Source organism: Nannocystis sp. RBIL2 (assembly GCF_026626745.1).
In the GTDB taxonomy this organism is placed as follows: Bacteria; Myxococcota_A; Polyangia; order Nannocystales; family Nannocystaceae; genus Nannocystis.
The window spans coordinates 5692008-5706908 of record NZ_JAPNJW010000001.1 but is presented as its reverse complement, the minus strand read 5'-3'; the positions used below and the strand labels follow the sequence as shown (position 1 = coordinate 5706908).

At 72.0% G+C, this 14901-nt stretch carries 10 protein-coding genes; 4 read left to right on the top strand and 6 right to left on the bottom strand.

Annotation, left to right across the window (positions count from 1 at the left end):
• Window positions 1–9 precede the first annotated feature (9 nt).
• The 6 genes from OV090_RS22730 to OV090_RS22705 all read right to left on the bottom strand — a co-directional run bounded on the left by OV090_RS22730 (window position 10) and on the right by OV090_RS22705 (window position 8871).
• Window positions 10–1416 (bottom strand): glycosyltransferase, encoded by a 1407-nt coding sequence (locus OV090_RS22730; protein WP_267706214.1) that lies wholly within the window; start codon window positions 1414–1416, stop codon window positions 10–12.
• Between the two features lie 280 nt (window positions 1417–1696).
• Window positions 1697–2857 carry a sugar phosphate nucleotidyltransferase gene (locus tag OV090_RS22725; protein ID WP_267706212.1) on the bottom strand — a complete coding sequence of 387 codons (1161 nt, stop codon included), beginning with the start codon at window positions 2855–2857 and terminating at the stop codon, window positions 1697–1699.
• Window positions 2858–3033: 176 nt separating this feature from the next.
• Window positions 3034–5709, bottom strand: a complete 2676-nt coding sequence (locus OV090_RS22720; protein ID WP_267706210.1) for an MMPL family transporter — start codon at window positions 5707–5709, stop codon at window positions 3034–3036.
• Between the two features lie 11 nt (window positions 5710–5720).
• Complete coding sequence (locus OV090_RS22715) at window positions 5721–6710, bottom strand: glycosyltransferase family protein (RefSeq protein WP_267706207.1); 990 nt, start codon at window positions 6708–6710, stop codon at window positions 5721–5723.
• A 3-nt stretch (window positions 6711–6713) separates the two neighbouring features.
• Window positions 6714–7466 carry a polysaccharide deacetylase family protein gene (locus OV090_RS22710; protein ID WP_267706206.1) on the bottom strand — a complete coding sequence of 251 codons (753 nt, stop codon included), beginning with the start codon at window positions 7464–7466 and terminating at the stop codon, window positions 6714–6716.
• Window positions 7467–7707: 241 nt separating this feature from the next.
• The gene (locus tag OV090_RS22705; RefSeq protein ID WP_267706205.1) at window positions 7708–8871 is read right to left on the bottom strand and encodes a glycosyltransferase; all 1164 of its coding nucleotides are present in this window, start codon (window positions 8869–8871) and stop codon (window positions 7708–7710) included.
• 335 nt (window positions 8872–9206) lie between these two features.
• On the opposite strand from OV090_RS22705, the gene OV090_RS22700 reads away from it, so the two are divergent.
• The 4 genes from OV090_RS22700 (at window position 9207) to OV090_RS22685 (ending at window position 14800) form a co-directional block, all read left to right on the top strand.
• Window positions 9207–10121 (top strand): alpha/beta fold hydrolase, encoded by a 915-nt coding sequence (locus tag OV090_RS22700; RefSeq protein WP_267706204.1) that lies wholly within the window; start codon window positions 9207–9209, stop codon window positions 10119–10121.
• A gap of 143 nt (window positions 10122–10264) precedes the next feature.
• Window positions 10265–11023, top strand: a complete 759-nt coding sequence (locus OV090_RS22695; RefSeq protein WP_267706203.1) for a lysophospholipid acyltransferase family protein — start codon at window positions 10265–10267, stop codon at window positions 11021–11023.
• A 732-nt stretch (window positions 11024–11755) separates the two neighbouring features.
• On the top strand, window positions 11756–12397 hold the full coding sequence (locus OV090_RS22690) for a 2-dehydro-3-deoxyphosphogluconate aldolase (protein ID WP_267706201.1): 642 nt from the start codon (window positions 11756–11758) through the stop codon (window positions 12395–12397).
• Between the two features lie 129 nt (window positions 12398–12526).
• Window positions 12527–14800 carry an Rv1355c family protein gene (locus tag OV090_RS22685; protein WP_267706200.1) on the top strand — a complete coding sequence of 758 codons (2274 nt, stop codon included), beginning with the start codon at window positions 12527–12529 and terminating at the stop codon, window positions 14798–14800.
• The last annotated feature ends 101 nt before the right edge of the window (window positions 14801–14901 follow it).

Sequence of the window (14901 nt, the reverse complement as noted above, 5' to 3'; positions counted from 1 at the left end):
AGACCATGTCTAGCTCCACGCCGGCTGCTCGCCGCCGTTGCGGTTGAGCAGGGCGGGCGGGCGCAGGGCGCTGAGGCCGACGACTGCGCCGTGGACCGCGAGCCAGCGGGAGATCAGCCGGGGCGTGTTCAAGCCCTGGGTGCGGCGCTCTCCGGCGGTGCTGCGGCAGTGCTCGCGAGCGGCCTCGAAGGCGGCGTAGTAGCGGGCGATGCTGCGGTCGGGGTCGGCGCGGTCGCGGGCGTGACTGGCTGCCTCTTCGGACATGCTCTTCAAAGCAGCCTCGTCGCGCAGCAGGGCGACGACGCGGGCGCCGAACTCGGCGTCGGCGGCCTCGGCGTCGGGCCCGGGCTCGACGAGCCAGCCGTCGCGGCCGCTGCGGATCTGCTGCGAGACGCCCATGCCGTCGGCGAAGGCCACGGCCGCGAGCCCGCACCACATCGCCTCGCTGACGACCTGGCCGTAGGTCTCGGACAGCGAGGTGTAGACGAACAGGTCGGCGTGCCGGTAGTAGGCCGGGACGTCGGTGACGGGCACCTCGCCGACGAAGTGGGCGCGGCCGCCGAGGCCGAGGCGCTCGGCGAGCGCGCGGAAGACGTCGTGGTCGGGGCCGTCGCCCACGAGGGTGAGCGACGCCTGCGGGCACGCGGGCGCGACGTGGCGGGCGAACAGCCGCAGCAGCCGCTCGACGCCCTTCTCGCGCGAGTGACGGCAGACGACGAGGAGGCGCTGGCCGGCGGTGGCGCTCGCGGGGAACGGATCGTCGCCGGCCGGGGCGTCGAAGATATGCGGGGCGACGGCGCGCGGGATCACGTGGATCGGCACGGTCACGCCGCGTTCGCGCCAGTAGTCGACGAGGCCCTCGGCGAGGACGATGAGGCCGTCGCCGAGGTTGTAGACCTCGGCGGAGTGGTGCTCGAGCCACGGCATCAAGCGGTCCTGGAACAGGCCGTTGATGGTCCGGTTCTTGCGCATGCGATCGGTCAGGACCACGCCGTAGACGCTCGGCAGGTGCAGCGTGTTGACGCACAGGAGCGGCACGTCGTGCTTGAAGCGCAGCCACACGCCGAGGTCGCACAGGTCGTGGTTGCTCTGGCTGAGCACGAAGTCGAACTTCTGCGCCGCGGCCTCCCGGAAGCTCCGCGCCGAGGGGAACGGCATGTACACCCCCGGGTGATTGCGCAGCGGCAACGAGGGCAGCAAGATCCGCCGCGGCGGCAGCTGGTCGGGCCGCGCGTGCGGGTCGTTGGGACCGATGACCGTGACCTCCTGCCCGCGCGCCGCGAACTCCCGTCGCAGCATCTGCGAGGCGAACGAGGAGCCGTTGGCGTAGGGGACCCGCGCGTAGTCGTTGAGGATGGCGATGCGCCGCAGCCACTGCGGCGGGGTGGCGCGGGTGCTGGCCTCGGTGCTCGTCACGTGCGGCGAGTATAACGAAGCGGCGCGGCCGGCCCAGGCGCGCCGGCGTGCGAGGCCTCGCGCGGGCGAGGGCCGGGGACCGCGCGGGAGGGGCCAGGTGATCCTGTGTTCCCGGCGTGAGTCGCTGTCTCTCGGGTCAGGTCAGTGAGGCACGCGCCACGGAAGGCTCACGAGACTCGTCGCCGGTCGCGAAGTCTGCGGGCCGCTGGCCTTCTTCGTCCCGCGGGCGCGCAGGCAGGACCGCTGGAGGACAGCGGCTGTCCTTCGGGACAGCCCGCGATCAGGCGTCGGGCTTGTCGCGGGGGCGGGCGGCGTGCCTGGCGGAGGCCTCGGCGGCGGCGCGGACCTCCTGGGCTCGCTCGAGCGGGCACACGAGGATCCGGCCGCCCGAGGAGATCACGGCGACGCCGTCGAGGCCGACGATGGCGACGTCGGCGCCGTCGGTCCACACCAGGCCGTCGCGGCCGTCGACCACGTGGACGGCCGCGCCGTTCTCGGCGTGGACGGCGAAGCCGTCACCGTCGCGCGGCAGGGCCTCGCGGATGGCCGCCCACGAGCCGAGGTCGGTCCAGGCGACGTCGCTGGCGGCGACGCGGAGGTCGGCGAGCTGCTCGAGGATCGCCACGTCGATCGAGGCCGGCTGGATCGCCGCGTAGGCGGCAGCGGTGCGCGTGCGGGCCAGCTCGGCCTCGCCCTCGCGCAGGGCCGCGACCACCGGCGCGAACGCCTGCCACAGCGTCGGCGCGTGGCGCTGGTACTCCGCCAGCATGCGGCCGATCGGCGTGATGCACACGCCGGCGTTCCACAAGAAACGTCCGCTCGCCAAGAACTCGCGCGCGCGGGCCAGGTTCGGCTTCTCGACGAAGCGCACCGCGGAGTAGAGGTTCAGCGCGGCGCAGGCGGTGTCGTCGGGGGACGTGCGCGGCAGGCCGTCGCGTTCGATGTAGCCGTAGCCGGTCTCGGGCCGCGTCGGCGTGACGCCGAGGACCACTACGTCGCGGGTCTCCGCGGCGCAGTCGCAGGCGCGCGCGAGCAGGTCGGCGAAGCGGCCCTCGTCGCCGACGTGATGATCGGACGGCAGGACCATCAGCGCGGTCTCGTCGATCTGTCTCTCGGACCAGCCGCGGGCGCGTAGGCGCTCGACGATGTGGACCAGCGACAGGGCCACGCAGGGCGCGGTGCTGCGCGGGCACGGCTCTTCGATCACCTGCTCGGGTGCGAGCTGCGGCGCCGCTGCGCGGACGGCGGCGGCCAGGCCATGGGTGGTGACGAGGAAGGTGCAGTCGGCGCCCGCGACCGCGGCGGCGCGATCGACCGCGGCGGCGAGGAGGCTCTGCCTTCGATCGTCGCGCAGCGCCATGAACTGCTTGGGCCGCTCGGGGGTCGAAGCGGGCCAGAGCCGGGAGCCGCCGCCGCCGGCCATCACGAGGGCGATCCGCATGCTCCCCTCACTTTAGCGGCTTTGCCCCACAGCAGGCCAGTACGCGCGCTTGCGCGCACGACCAACCCGTGCAACCGCGAGCACGGCCGCGCGGCTGCTCCCGTGCCGGCCGGCGGGACGGCTGCCGGCGGCGCCGGAGGAGCGTCTGGCGTTCGGAACATGTCGTAAAGGACCTCTCACTCGCCGCGCCGGACCCGCAGCCACTCGCCGAGGCGCAGGCAAGCGGGCACGAGCGTGAGCGAGGCGACCAGGCAGAAGGTCATGCCGACGACCGCGGTCCAGCCGAGCGAGCGCAGGCCGATGTGGTCGACGAACAGCATGCTCGAGAAGCCGATGACCGTGGTGACGGTGGTGAGGACGACGGCGCCGCCGGTCTCGCGCATGGTGTGCGCCAGCCGGCCGAGGCCCTCCTCGCGGTAGCGGTGGATGATGTGGAGCGAGTCGTCCTGGCCCATGCCGACGAGCAGCGGCAGCGCGACCAGGTTGAACAGGTTGAGCGTCCAGCCCATCCACACGAACACTGCGGCCAGCCAGCCGAGCGCCGAGCCGACGGTCGCCAGCACGATCGCCGCGTGGCCGACGCTGCGGAACATCACCAGCGCGGTGACGATCAGCACGCCGAACACGGCGCACATCACCAGCGGGCCGTCGCCGCGGATGGCGTCGACGACCTCGGGCACGACGAAGTGCGAGCCGACCGCCGGGGCCGGGCCCAGCGGCGTGTCGATGGTGTCGAAGGCGTCGTGGATCCGCTTGGCGTGGGCGTACTCGGACTTGGGCCCGCGCTGCCAGCAGGCGACGAAGCGCCCGAGCTCGCCGTGCATGTCGGTGAACTGGACCTTGACCCACGGCGGCAGGTCGTCGGGCCCGACCGGGCGGTCGACCTGCAGGTAGCGCTCCCACGACTTCAACTTCTCGAGGTCGGCGTCGCTGAAGGAGCCGCGCTTGTTGTCGATGCGCGTGCGGATGTCACGGATGATATCGAGCTTCTCTTGCTGCAGCTCGGGCACGAAGCTGTAGATCGACAGCACGCTGCTGAGCAGGTCGTCCATCTCGCGCAGGCGCTCGGGCGGGTACTGCTTGAGCTGTTCGAGCACCGCGGGGTCGACCGTGCCGCGGGTGCGCGCGAGCTCGGCGAGGCGGACGAACTTCGGGTCGTCGGGCTCGACGTCGTCCTCGTCTTCTTCCTCGTCGCCGCTCGCGGGCTTCGGCGCGGGCGCGGGCTTGGGCTCGGGCTTCGGCTTGCGCGGGGTGTCCGGGTAGGGCTCGAGGCCGGTGATCTCCGCGATCTGCTCCGGCTCGAGGTCGAGGATCGCCTGCAGCTGGCGGTTCACGGCCTCGGTCTGCGGCAGGCTCTCGGTCAGGACGATCGTCGGGTCGGTCGACTGCGTGCGGCCCACGGCGTCGCGGTACTCGTTGGCCCGCTGCTGCTCCTCGGGGCTGGTGCGATCGGGCGGACCCAGCTTGCCGAGGTTGTACTCGAAGCCGATCCGCGGCAGCTGGGCGGCGCCGAGGACCCCGCCGACGAGGCAGACCACGGCTGTCCCGAGGGCCAGCCAGGGGAGCTCGCGCGAGACGATGCGGGCGCCGGGAGCCTGGGTGGCCGCCGCTGCGGGCACGCGCCAGGGGACGATGCGGTCGAGCACCAGCACCAGCGCGGGCAGGACCACCAGCGCGGCGACGAAGGCGATCATGATGCCGAGGCTGCCGATCACCCCGAACTGCGAGAAGCCGCGGAACTCGGCCAGGACCAGGAACAGGAACGCGAACGCGGTGCTCAGCGCGCCGCCGGCCGTCGATACGCCGGTGGTGGCGATGGTGGTGCGGATCGCCGCGTACTGCTCGAGGCCGCGGCGCCGCTCGTCGCGGTAGCGCGACAGGATGTGAGTGCCGAAGTCGATGCCGAGGCCGAGGGTGACGGCGAAGATGAAGGCGCTGACGAGGTTGAGCTCGCGGTAGAGGGCCCAGGCGATGGCGAGGGTGGTGACGACCGCGATCAGCAGCGGCACCAGCACCAGCGGGACCGCCCGCAGGCCGCGGAAGTAGATCGCCACGACCAGCAGGAGCAGGCCGAAGGCGAAGGCGGTGCCGGAGATGATGTCGCGTTCGAGGCTGCTGGCCTGGGCGGTGTGCTCGGCGTAGCTGCCGTCGATCGTGACCTCGATGTCGGGGTGGAACTGCTTGGGACCGATGCCGTCGATCGCGGTCTTGAGGTTGCGCGACAGGCCGCGCGCGAACGAGATGTCGGTGTTGGGCCGGGTCGGCCGCGCGCGCACGACGACCAGCCGGCCCTCGTCGCGCTCGAAGTACTCCGAGGGCTCGCGGTCGAGGCCGTAGCGCTCGCGCAGGGCCTTCTCGTCGAGGCCGAGGTCGTCGCGCTCCCCGCTCGCCTCCTGGTCCTCCGGGAACATGCTGAGCTCGCGGCGGACACGGGCCTGGATGGCGTCGATGACCTGCTGGCGCAGGTCGAGCAGGTCCTGCAGCCCGGCGTAGAGCAGGAGGTTGTCGCGGAAGAACGCGGGGTCGCGACGGAACAGGACGTAGCGGATGTCGTCGCGCTGCTCGAGGTCGGCGGCGATCGCCGCGCCGAGGGCGAGGTTGGCCTCGCGCGAGGGGCCGCGGATCGTGACGTAGAGGTCGGACTGGTTGCCGAGCCGATCGGTGACCGCGTCGAGGCGGGTGACGCTGGGCGCGTCGTCGGGGAGCAGCGCGCGCAGCTCCTGGTCGATGCCGAGCCGGCGGGTGCCGAAGTAACCGAGGACGCCGAGCACCAGGGCGACGACGACGATCGCCAGCGGGCGGCGCACGACGAGGGCGGCGAGGCCGGTGGCGCGGGACGACGACTCGGACATGCGCGTGGGCCTTATACCAGGAGCGCCGCGACGGCGCTGACGACCACCTCGGACACCGGCGGCATGGCGGTGACGAGGTCGGGCGCGGCGAACTCACCGCCGCGCACCCGGGCCAGGAAGTCGGCGATGTCCCCGGGCCGCAGGTCCTCGAAGCTGCGCGCGAGGGCGACGCCGGCGTGCTCGGCGAGCCGGGCGTTCAGGGCCTGCTCGGCGTCGCCGCGCTTGTACAGCGCCAGGGCCGGCTTGCGCAGCATGACGCACTCGGCGAGCACGTTGCTGCCGGCCGAGGTGATGACGCCGTCGCAGCGCCGCAGGTGGTCGGCGAAGCCGGCGCGGCCCGAGCGATGGAACACGAGGCCGGGCAGCTGCGGGTCGCGCTCGCCGAAGCAGACGACCTGGGCGCCGGCGGCGAGGGCGAGGGCGAGGGCGTCGCGGCCGTTGTCGTCGCGGAAGTAGGCCAGGAGGAAGCCCTCGCGGGCGACGGGGCCGCGCAGGTCGTCGCGCAGGTCGGGGCGGGCGACCGCGACGCGCGGATCGGTGACCTCGAACGGCAGGAAGTGGACGGCGACGAGGCGGTCGGCCAGCGCCAGCGGGGCGTTGTTGAGCCGCTCGTACAGCCGCATCGCCGCGGGCGGGCGGATCGGCAGGCGGCTGTGGGTGAGCGCGAGGCCGTGATCGATCGCCACGCTGCCGACCTTGCGCCGGCGCGCGACCACGAGGCTCGGCTGATCGCCGTCGCTGACGACGCACTCGGGCGCGGCGGCGGCGAAGCGGTCGGCGTCGCTCGCCAGCCGCCCCAACCACCCGCTGACCGCGCCGAGGCCGGGCCGGACGATCGGGACGGATGTCACTTCGTACATGTCCTTGAGGACATGCTCGGCGTCGCCGCCGGCGAACACGTGAAGGGCGTGGCCGGCGTCGCGCAGGGCGCGGGCGCAGGCGACCGCCCGGCTGGCGTGGCCGCGACCGCGGCCGTGGACGACGAGGCTGACGCGGGCCATGGCTCAGGCCTCGACGAGGGCGCGCGCGGGCACCACTGCGTCGCCGACGGCCCAGCGCAGCAGGCCGCGGATCTCCTTGCGCAGCACCTCGTGGCGCATGTCGGCAGGGTGGATCGCCACGCGCGCGGGCAAGAAGCGCCGGGCCGGGCGCGCGAGTCGGCAGTAAATCAGGCTCGACCACAGCCGCGCCGGGGTGCGGCTGGCGTAGTTGAGGACGACGCTGGCCCGGCGAGCGCCGGCCGCGGGGTCGTACACGTGCAGGTGATCCTCGGTGTAGCGGTAGCCGCGTTCCCGCAGGACCGCGTGCATCCACGGCGGCATCGACCACGCGGGGGCGATGAAGCCGTCGAGCTGCTCGAGACCGGCGCGGCGCAACACGGCCTCGCCGTCGTCGAGGCGGCGGCGGGCCTCGGCCTCGTCGACGTCGCTGAACTCGGCCTCGCCGCCGGACACGACCTTCTGCGCCCACAACTTCCGCAGGCCGCGCGGTGCCGTGTTGCCGGCAGTGGCGCTCGCGCGGCGGTCGGCGCCCGCGAGGTGGTAGTAGCCGTGCAGGAAGATCTCGTGGCCGTCGGCCTGCCACTGTCGCAAGCGCCGGGCGTAGTCGGGGTGCTCGTCGAGCGGCCAGGCGCCGTGATAGTTGGGGATGACCAGAAGGCCAGGCTTGATGCCGACCTCGGCGCACGCCTGCAAGGCGGCGTCGACCTCCGCGGCCCAGGCGGGGGTGACGTCGTGGATCGATACGTGGACCGGCACGCGCGGATGCTGGCACGCCGGAGGTGCGCTCGCAATGACGCCGCGGTCCACGCGGGCCTGCGGGCCGTGGCGCAGTGACCCAGCGCGCAGCGAGGTCGGGGCGCGGTCGATGATTTATAAAGGTCGGCCGACCTCGCCCGCGAAGCAGGGGGGCGCTTCGCATCGCGGAGCCGCGAGCTCGCGACAGCGGGCGCGCTCTGTCACTCGATGCAGGGTGAGCGCACGGTCGCGGCTCGCAGCGTCAGCGCGCCAGCAGCTCGCGGTAGCGGCCGAACAGGGCGTCGAAGTGGTCGACGACGCTGGGCACGCGGCGGGCCGCGATCGCGGCGCGGGCCCGCAGCTCGGCCGGGTCGACGGCGAGCAGCGCCTCCGCGGCGGCCACGCAGGCCGCGACGTCGCCCGCCGGGTACTGCACCGCGCTCTCGGGCGGCGCCTGCTCGGCCGCACCGCCGGCGTCCGGCACCACCACCGGCAGGCCGCTGGCGATCGCCTCGGCGACCCCGAGGCCGAAGGTCTCGAACGGGCAGCCGTGCAGCAGCAGGTCGCCGCTGGCGAGCGTCACCGCCAGGAGGTCGCGGTCGCGCTCGAAGCCGAGGACGCGGACGTCGTCGCGGTCGCCGAGCCTGTCCTTGAAGACATGTCTCTCGGGACCGTCGCCAAACACCGCCAGCACCGCCCCGGGCCGGTGCTCGGCCAGCCGCGCGTAGGCGTCGACGACCACGTCCCAGCGCTTCTCGACGGCGAAGCGGCCGATGGCGAGCACCAGCGGCCCGGTGCGCCCGGCCAGCAGCTCCTGGCGGCGGGCCTCGCTGCGCCGCTCGGGGGCGAAGCGGCCGGGCTCGATGCCGAACGGGATGTGCTCGACGCGGGCGACGCCGTGCTGCTCGAGCTTGTACTTCTGCCAGCGCGAGCCGACCACGGTCATGGCGCAGGCGTCGGCGATCCGGCGCACGTGGGCCCACAGCGGCTCGACCAGGCGATCGGCGGCCCGCGGCGCGCGGCCGCCGAACAGCAGCGCGAGGCGCCGCTCGAGCCCGCCGCGCAGGTAGGTGTCGATGAAGTCGGAGTGCCAGACGAAGGTGCGCGCCCCGAACTCGCCCGGCCGCAGGCCGAGGGCCGCGATCGCGGCGACGTAGGGCGAGTGGATCTCGAGCACGTCGGGCCGCTCGGCCCGCAGCAGCCGCCGCGCCGCGCCGATCCGCCACAACAAGTGGTAGGTCGGGTCGTAGGGCAGCGAGGGGCCCGGGATGTAATGCACGCCCGGGTCGGCGGCGTGACGCGGACCTGGCGCGAAGACCAGGTGCTCGTGGCCCCGACGCGCGGCGGCGGCGGCCTTCTCCGTCAGGTGCGTGCGCACGCCGCCGCCGCGCTGGGAGTAGAACTCGGTCACGTCGACGAGCTTCATGGCGCGGGCGCCGGGTTTTACGCGGGCGGCGACGAGGCAGTCAAGCAGTCCCGAGGGACATGTCCGAAGAGGCATGCGACATCTTCGCCGCCCTCTGCCCCCAGCGCGGGCGCCGCTGCGCGGGCGGCCGATGCGCAGCCGTCGTGGACGCGCGCCCGGTCGCGGCCGTCATCTGTCTCGGGGGACAGGTCACACCCGGGGGCCGCAGGGGTCGGGCGGAGCGCGGCCGCATGCGCGCCTGCGCAGGGGGGTTCACAGCGGTCCTGTGATCCCCAGCACGGTCTGAACGCGCCGCTTTGTGGACATTTCCTGGGGCTCTGAAGTCTCCTAATCCCATGCTGACCCTGCCCGAGCGACTCGCCCGCCGTGTCCTCAACGTCTCCGGCCTGAAGAGCCGCCGGGTGGCCACCCGCGTCGGCGACATTCACGTGCTGGACGGGGCGGGCGGCGGTGGTTTGCCGCCGATCGTGGTGCTGCACGGGCTCGCCGCCCACGCGGTGTGCTACGGCGGGCTGCTCAAGCGCTTCCAGCCGCACGTCCGCCGGGTCATCGCGCCCGACATGCCGGGCCACGGCTTCTCCTCGTTGCTGCGACCGGGCGACCCGCCGACGGTGCTGCTCGACGCCTTGGTCGAGACCCTCGACAAGGTGCTCGACCAGCCGGCGCTCATCCTCGGCAACTCCATGGGCGGCCTGGTGGCGATCCGCTACGCCCTGGCCCGCCCGCACATGGTCCGCGGCCTGGCGCTGGTCTCGCCCGGCGGGGCCCCGCTGCCCCCGGCCCAGCACGCGGCCTTCCTCGACCGCTTCCGCATCGACACCTACGGCCAGGCGCTCGATTTCGTCGACGACGTGTTCGCCAAGGTGCCGCCCCTCATGCGGCACCCGATCGCGCACAACCTCCGCCGCCGCTTCAACCATCCGCAGCTGCGCCAACTGCTCGGGGAGATCTCTCCCTCCGTGCTGCTCACGCCGGCGGAGCTCGCGAGCCTCCACATGCCCGTGCTCTTCGTGTGGGGGCGCGAGGAGCGGATCTTGCCGCGCGCGCACTATCGCTTCTTCGCGCAAAATCTGCCCGCACACGCCGAGATCGAGGAATTCACCGATTTCGGTCACATCGGCTTCATGGAGCAACCGGAAGCGCTGACCCGACGCGTGCTTGATTTCGCCCGGCGCTTGCCTGCGCAGGATGTTTCACAGCGCTCCTCGACGTGTGCCCCGGGTCATGACACTTTTCGAGCATCCGCCTAGCAAGACCATACCCCCTCGAGGGCTTCGCGCCGCAGGCTGCTGAGGGAACGCCCCCCCCGTTGCTGCGCGCGGCCCCTGCTGTGGATTCAGCCGCTCCCTCCGGCGATGTCCCAGGGGTGTGCCGCTCGACACTGCGGTCGGCGGTGGCGGGCTTCGACGTGCTGTCCCGCTACCACCGCTGCGAGGTGCGCGGGGTCGAGAACGTCCCCGAGGGCCCGGCCCTCATCGTCGCCAACCACAACGGCGGCCTCAATCCGGTCGATGGCCTGTTCCTGGTCGAGTACTACCGCCAGCGCGGCTACGACCAGCCGATCTTCATCCTCGCCCACGACATCCTGTTCCGCATCAAGCGAGTGGCGAAGCTGCTCGAGTCGGTCGGCATCATCCGCGCCCGCAAGGGCCAGGCCCGCTCGCTGCTCGAGCAGGGTCACAAGGTGCTGGTGTTCCCCGGCGGCGACGTCGAGTCGATGCGCCCGTTCCGCGACCGCCGCCGGATCGTCCTGGCCCAGCGCCAGGGCTTCGCTCGCCTGGCCCTTCGGGCAGGCGTGCCGATCGTGCCGGTCGTCAGCGCCGGCAGCCACGAGACGATGATCGTGCTCACCCGCGGGCACCGACTGGCGCGCCTGATGCAGACCCACAAGTGGGCCCGGATCAGCTCCCTGCCGATCATCCTGGCCGCCCCCTGGGGCCTGCTGCTCGGCCCGACCTGCGCGCTGCCCTACCTGCCGCTGCCGTCGAAGATCACGTTCCAGGTCGGGCAGCCGCTCGCGCTCCACGACCAACCCTGCTGCGAGGTCGAGGCGGCCGAGCGCGCCCCCACGATCTACGACAGGGTCGAGCAGACGATGCAGACGATGCTCGACTCGCTGTACGAAGAGCGCCTGCTGCCGATCTTCGGCTGACCGCGCGCGGGACGGCCGGGTCCGAGCGGGGCCGAACCAGAGCTGTCCGTTGGGACAGGTGATGCTCGCTGCTCGGCGAGTCGGCGATGCGGCGCCGTCATGGGCTCGAACTCAGGGGGCGTCGTCGCGGAGAGGGAGGCGCTTGAGTCCCGCTCGGCATGTCCTCAGAGACAGGTAATCCGAGCTCGCGGACGGCGACGGTCGTAATCGGGACAGTCGTGAGGAAGTCGGACGGGATCACCCGCGAGTTGGTGCCGACGTCGTCGTCGAGGATCGATGACCTCGCCGCCGTGCAGAACACTGCGGTGAGCGGCTGTGGAGGCCGACTCGACTGGCTCTGCCGAAGGCGACGAGCCTTCGGCGAGGTGTCGTTCGAATATGAACAAAAGGACATGTGCGGCGACCCGCAGTCCTTGGCACCGCGGTGGGCGACCGAGATCGCGTCGCACAGCGGAGCACTGCGCAACTGCTCGCGCGGCGTCGCCTCGCGTGCGAGTCGGCCACGGCCGGGCGCTCGGCCGCCGGAGCGCCTCGTCGCAGCCCCCTCCGAAACGCAGTGCGATAGTCGTCGCCGAGTTGCGCAGAGCATCGCACCTGCGTGACCGCCGCTGACCGCGAGGCTGCGCGGTCGCCTCCGCCGAGGCCGGGTGCGCTTCACCTCGGGTCGGCCCCGGCCGCGGCCCGGCGGCGAACTTGCGGCGCGAGTGGCCGTTGGCCTACGATGGCACCAGCATGTCCTCGGAGACAGCCTTCACCGCGGCGCTCGCCGAGCACCGCGCGGTCGCCATCATGCGCGCGACCAGCCGCGACCACGCGGCCGCGGCGATGTGGGCCGCCGTCGAGGCCGGCTTCCGCGTGCTCGAATTCACCGTGACCACGCCCGACGCTCTGGGTCTCATCGCGGAGTTCGCCCGCGACGGCCGCCTCACCGTCGGCGCCGGCACCGTGATGGACGCCGAGACCGCCGGCGCGGCGGTCCGCGCCGGCGCGCGCTTCCTGGTCTCGCCGGTGCTCGACGAGCGCGTCGTCGCCTGCGCGCGCGCGCTCGGAGCCGCGGCGGTGCCCGGCTGCTTCACCCCGACCGAGCTGTGGCGGGCCCACTCGGCCGGCGCAGCGGCGCAGAAGCTGTTCCCGTCGCCCGGCGACGTGGCCGCGTTCGTCCGCGCGGCGCTCGGGCCCATGCCGTTTTTGCACATCCTACCGACCAATGGGGTCGACGCCGCGAACACCGCCGCGGTGCTGCGAGCCGGCGCTGTCAGCGTGGGCTTCACGACGCCGCTGTTCCCCCCGGAACTCGTGCAGTCCGGAGATCTCGCAGCGATCGGGGCGCGCGCGACGACCCTGCTGACGGCCGTTCGGAGCGCCGCCGCATGAACCGCGAGCTCGCTCCGACACGTCGGGAATTGAAGGCAATGCGCCGCCCTTGTCGACTTCGCGCGCCTTGCGCTATCGTCGAAGCGTTGCGAGCCGAGCCTACGCGCCGCGTTGTCTGAGGAGCCGTCGATGCCTGCGCGCCGTTTGCCGAAGACTCTGGCTCCGTGGCGTGAGGTGCTCGCGTCCGCCGAGCGCGAGTCGTGGTTCCCGTTGATCTTCGATCGCTCCGTGCCCGCCGAGGCCGAGGCGATGGACGAGCTGATGAACGACGGCGAGGTCGTGTACATCCACGACATGCTCGAGGCCCAGCTCAAGGACCTCGTGCGCTCGCGGACGCCGAGCAAGAACTACACCGACGACGAGGTGGCGCAAGAGATCGTGCGCCTGCTCGACGGCCAGACGCCGCAGAACTACGGGCGCTGGGCCTTCTATCCGTGGTCGCGGCGCATGGTCCACCTGCTGCCGCCCGACTCGTTCACCGAGCTGCGCTCCGATCGCAACCGCAACAAGATCACCAGCGAAGAGCAAGCTCGGCTGCGCAAGATCAAGATCGCCCTCGCCGGCCTCAGCGTCGGCAACGCGGTCGCGGTCACGCTCGCGCTCGAGGGCGTGTTCGGCGAGCTCCGCCTCGCCGACTTCGACACCCTCGACCTGTCGAACATGAACCGCATCCGCTGCGCGGTGCATCACCTCGGGCTCAACAAGGCGATCATCGCGGCGCGCCAGATCTACGAGCAGAGCCCTTACGCCAACCTGGTCCTCTTCACCGACGGCGTCACGACCGACAACATCGGCGAGTTCATCGACGGCACCGGCCCGGGCGACCGCGCCGACATCGTCATCGACGAGTGCGACAGCATCCAGATCAAGCTCAAGCTCCGCGAGGAGGCGCGCGCCCGTCGGCTGCCGGTGCTGATGGAGACCAGCGACCGCGGCATGCTCGACATCGAACGCTTCGACCTCGAGCCCGACCGGCCGATCCTCCACGGCCTCGTCGGCAACGTGACCTCCGACCAGGTCAACACGCTGCCGCCGCCGGCGCGCCTCGGTCTCATTCTGCAGATCGCCGGCCTGCACACCATCTCGCCGCGCCTGGCCGCCTCGCTGCTCGAGCTCAACCTCACGCTCAAGGGCTTCTCGCAGCTCGGCTCCGACGTGACCCTCGGCGGCGCGACCACGACCACCGCGGTCCGCCGCCTCGCGCTCGGCATGCCGCTCGCATCGGGTCGCGTCTACATCGACGTCAGCGGCCAGCTCGCCGAGGTCACCTCGCCGCCGCTGCCCGACTTGAGCCACCCGCGGCGGCTCCGCGACATCGCGGAGGTCCGTGAATTGGTGCAGTACGCGATCATGGCGCCGTCGCACGGCAACGACCAGCCGTGGCGATTCGAGTACGGCGACGGCGTCCTGCGCGTCCTCCACGACACCGAGCGCGGCGGCGGCGGACGCGATGAGATCGGCCGCCACTGGGCGCTGGTGGCCATCGGCGGGGCGCTGGCCAATTTGCAGATCGCGGCGGGGGTCAAAGGTCGCGAAGCCAACATTCAGCTGTTCCCGCCCAAACAAGACCCGTCCCTGGTCGCGGAGGTGCGATTCGGACTGCGCGCCGGCGGACCGGCCGACGACCCCCTATTCGAGGAGATCCCGCGGCGAAACACCAACCGTGGCCTCGGGACCCGTGCGCACCTGTCGCCGGTCCATGTGCAAGCGTTGTCGGCAGCCGCCCGCGACAGCGGGGCCAAGCTGCAACTATGTACGGACCGCGCGCTGCTCGGCGAGCTCGGGCAACTGATCGGTGAGGCCGAACGGCTGCGACTGCTCACCCCGACGCTGCACGGTCCCACGATGCGCCAGATCCGCTGGTCGGAGGCCGAGGCCCACGACACCCAGGATGGCATTCGCGTCGAGGCACTGGCAGTGACACCGATGGACTTCGCGGCGTTTCAGCTGCTCCGCTCCACCGATGTCGCCAAGGTGCTACGAGACACCAATGGTGGGCGCTTGCTGATGATGTCCTCGGTTCAGGCCCTAGCCTCATCCGCAGCGGTCGGCCTGCTCACCATTCCGGGCCAATCGCCCACCGCGCTGGTGCGCGGGGGGCAGGCGATGCAACAGCTGTGGCTCACCGCCAGCGCCCTCGGCGTCGCCATCCATCCGATGAACACGCTGATTGATATGTTCGCCCGGGTGGAACGCTTCCACGGGGCCGGCTTCGACAAACGCGAGATTCAGCGCTTCCTCGAGATGCGCGAGCGCTTCACTCGCGCCTTCACCGTCGCGCTCGCCGATGTCGAAATCCTGCTGTTTCGCCTCTCCTACGCAGACCCCGCGCCGTTGCGGACCTTACGCAGACCGGTCGATGCCGTGTTCTCTGCGCTGCTTCCGGAGAAGAAATCGCCGTGATGCTCTCCGACCGATCGCGACGCGAAGGGGCCCAAAGACCGCAAACTCGTTGCAATTTGTGTATCGCAGCACACATTTGCTGCATGTGCAAGAAAGCAGCG

Coding starts and splice junctions, on each gene's coding strand:
- OV090_RS22685 (WP_267706200.1), top strand. CDS start 12,527: ATGCCTGCGCGCCGTTTGCCGAAGACTCTGGCTCCGTGGCGTGAGGTG.
- OV090_RS22715 (WP_267706207.1), bottom strand. CDS start 6,710: ATGGCCCGCGTCAGCCTCGTCGTCCACGGCCGCGGTCGCGGCCACGCC.
- OV090_RS22705 (WP_267706205.1), bottom strand. CDS start 8,871: ATGAAGCTCGTCGACGTGACCGAGTTCTACTCCCAGCGCGGCGGCGGC.
- OV090_RS22690 (WP_267706201.1), top strand. CDS start 11,756: ATGTCCTCGGAGACAGCCTTCACCGCGGCGCTCGCCGAGCACCGCGCG.
- OV090_RS22700 (WP_267706204.1), top strand. CDS start 9,207: ATGCTGACCCTGCCCGAGCGACTCGCCCGCCGTGTCCTCAACGTCTCC.
- OV090_RS22725 (WP_267706212.1), bottom strand. CDS start 2,857: ATGCGGATCGCCCTCGTGATGGCCGGCGGCGGCGGCTCCCGGCTCTGG.
- OV090_RS22720 (WP_267706210.1), bottom strand. CDS start 5,709: ATGTCCGAGTCGTCGTCCCGCGCCACCGGCCTCGCCGCCCTCGTCGTG.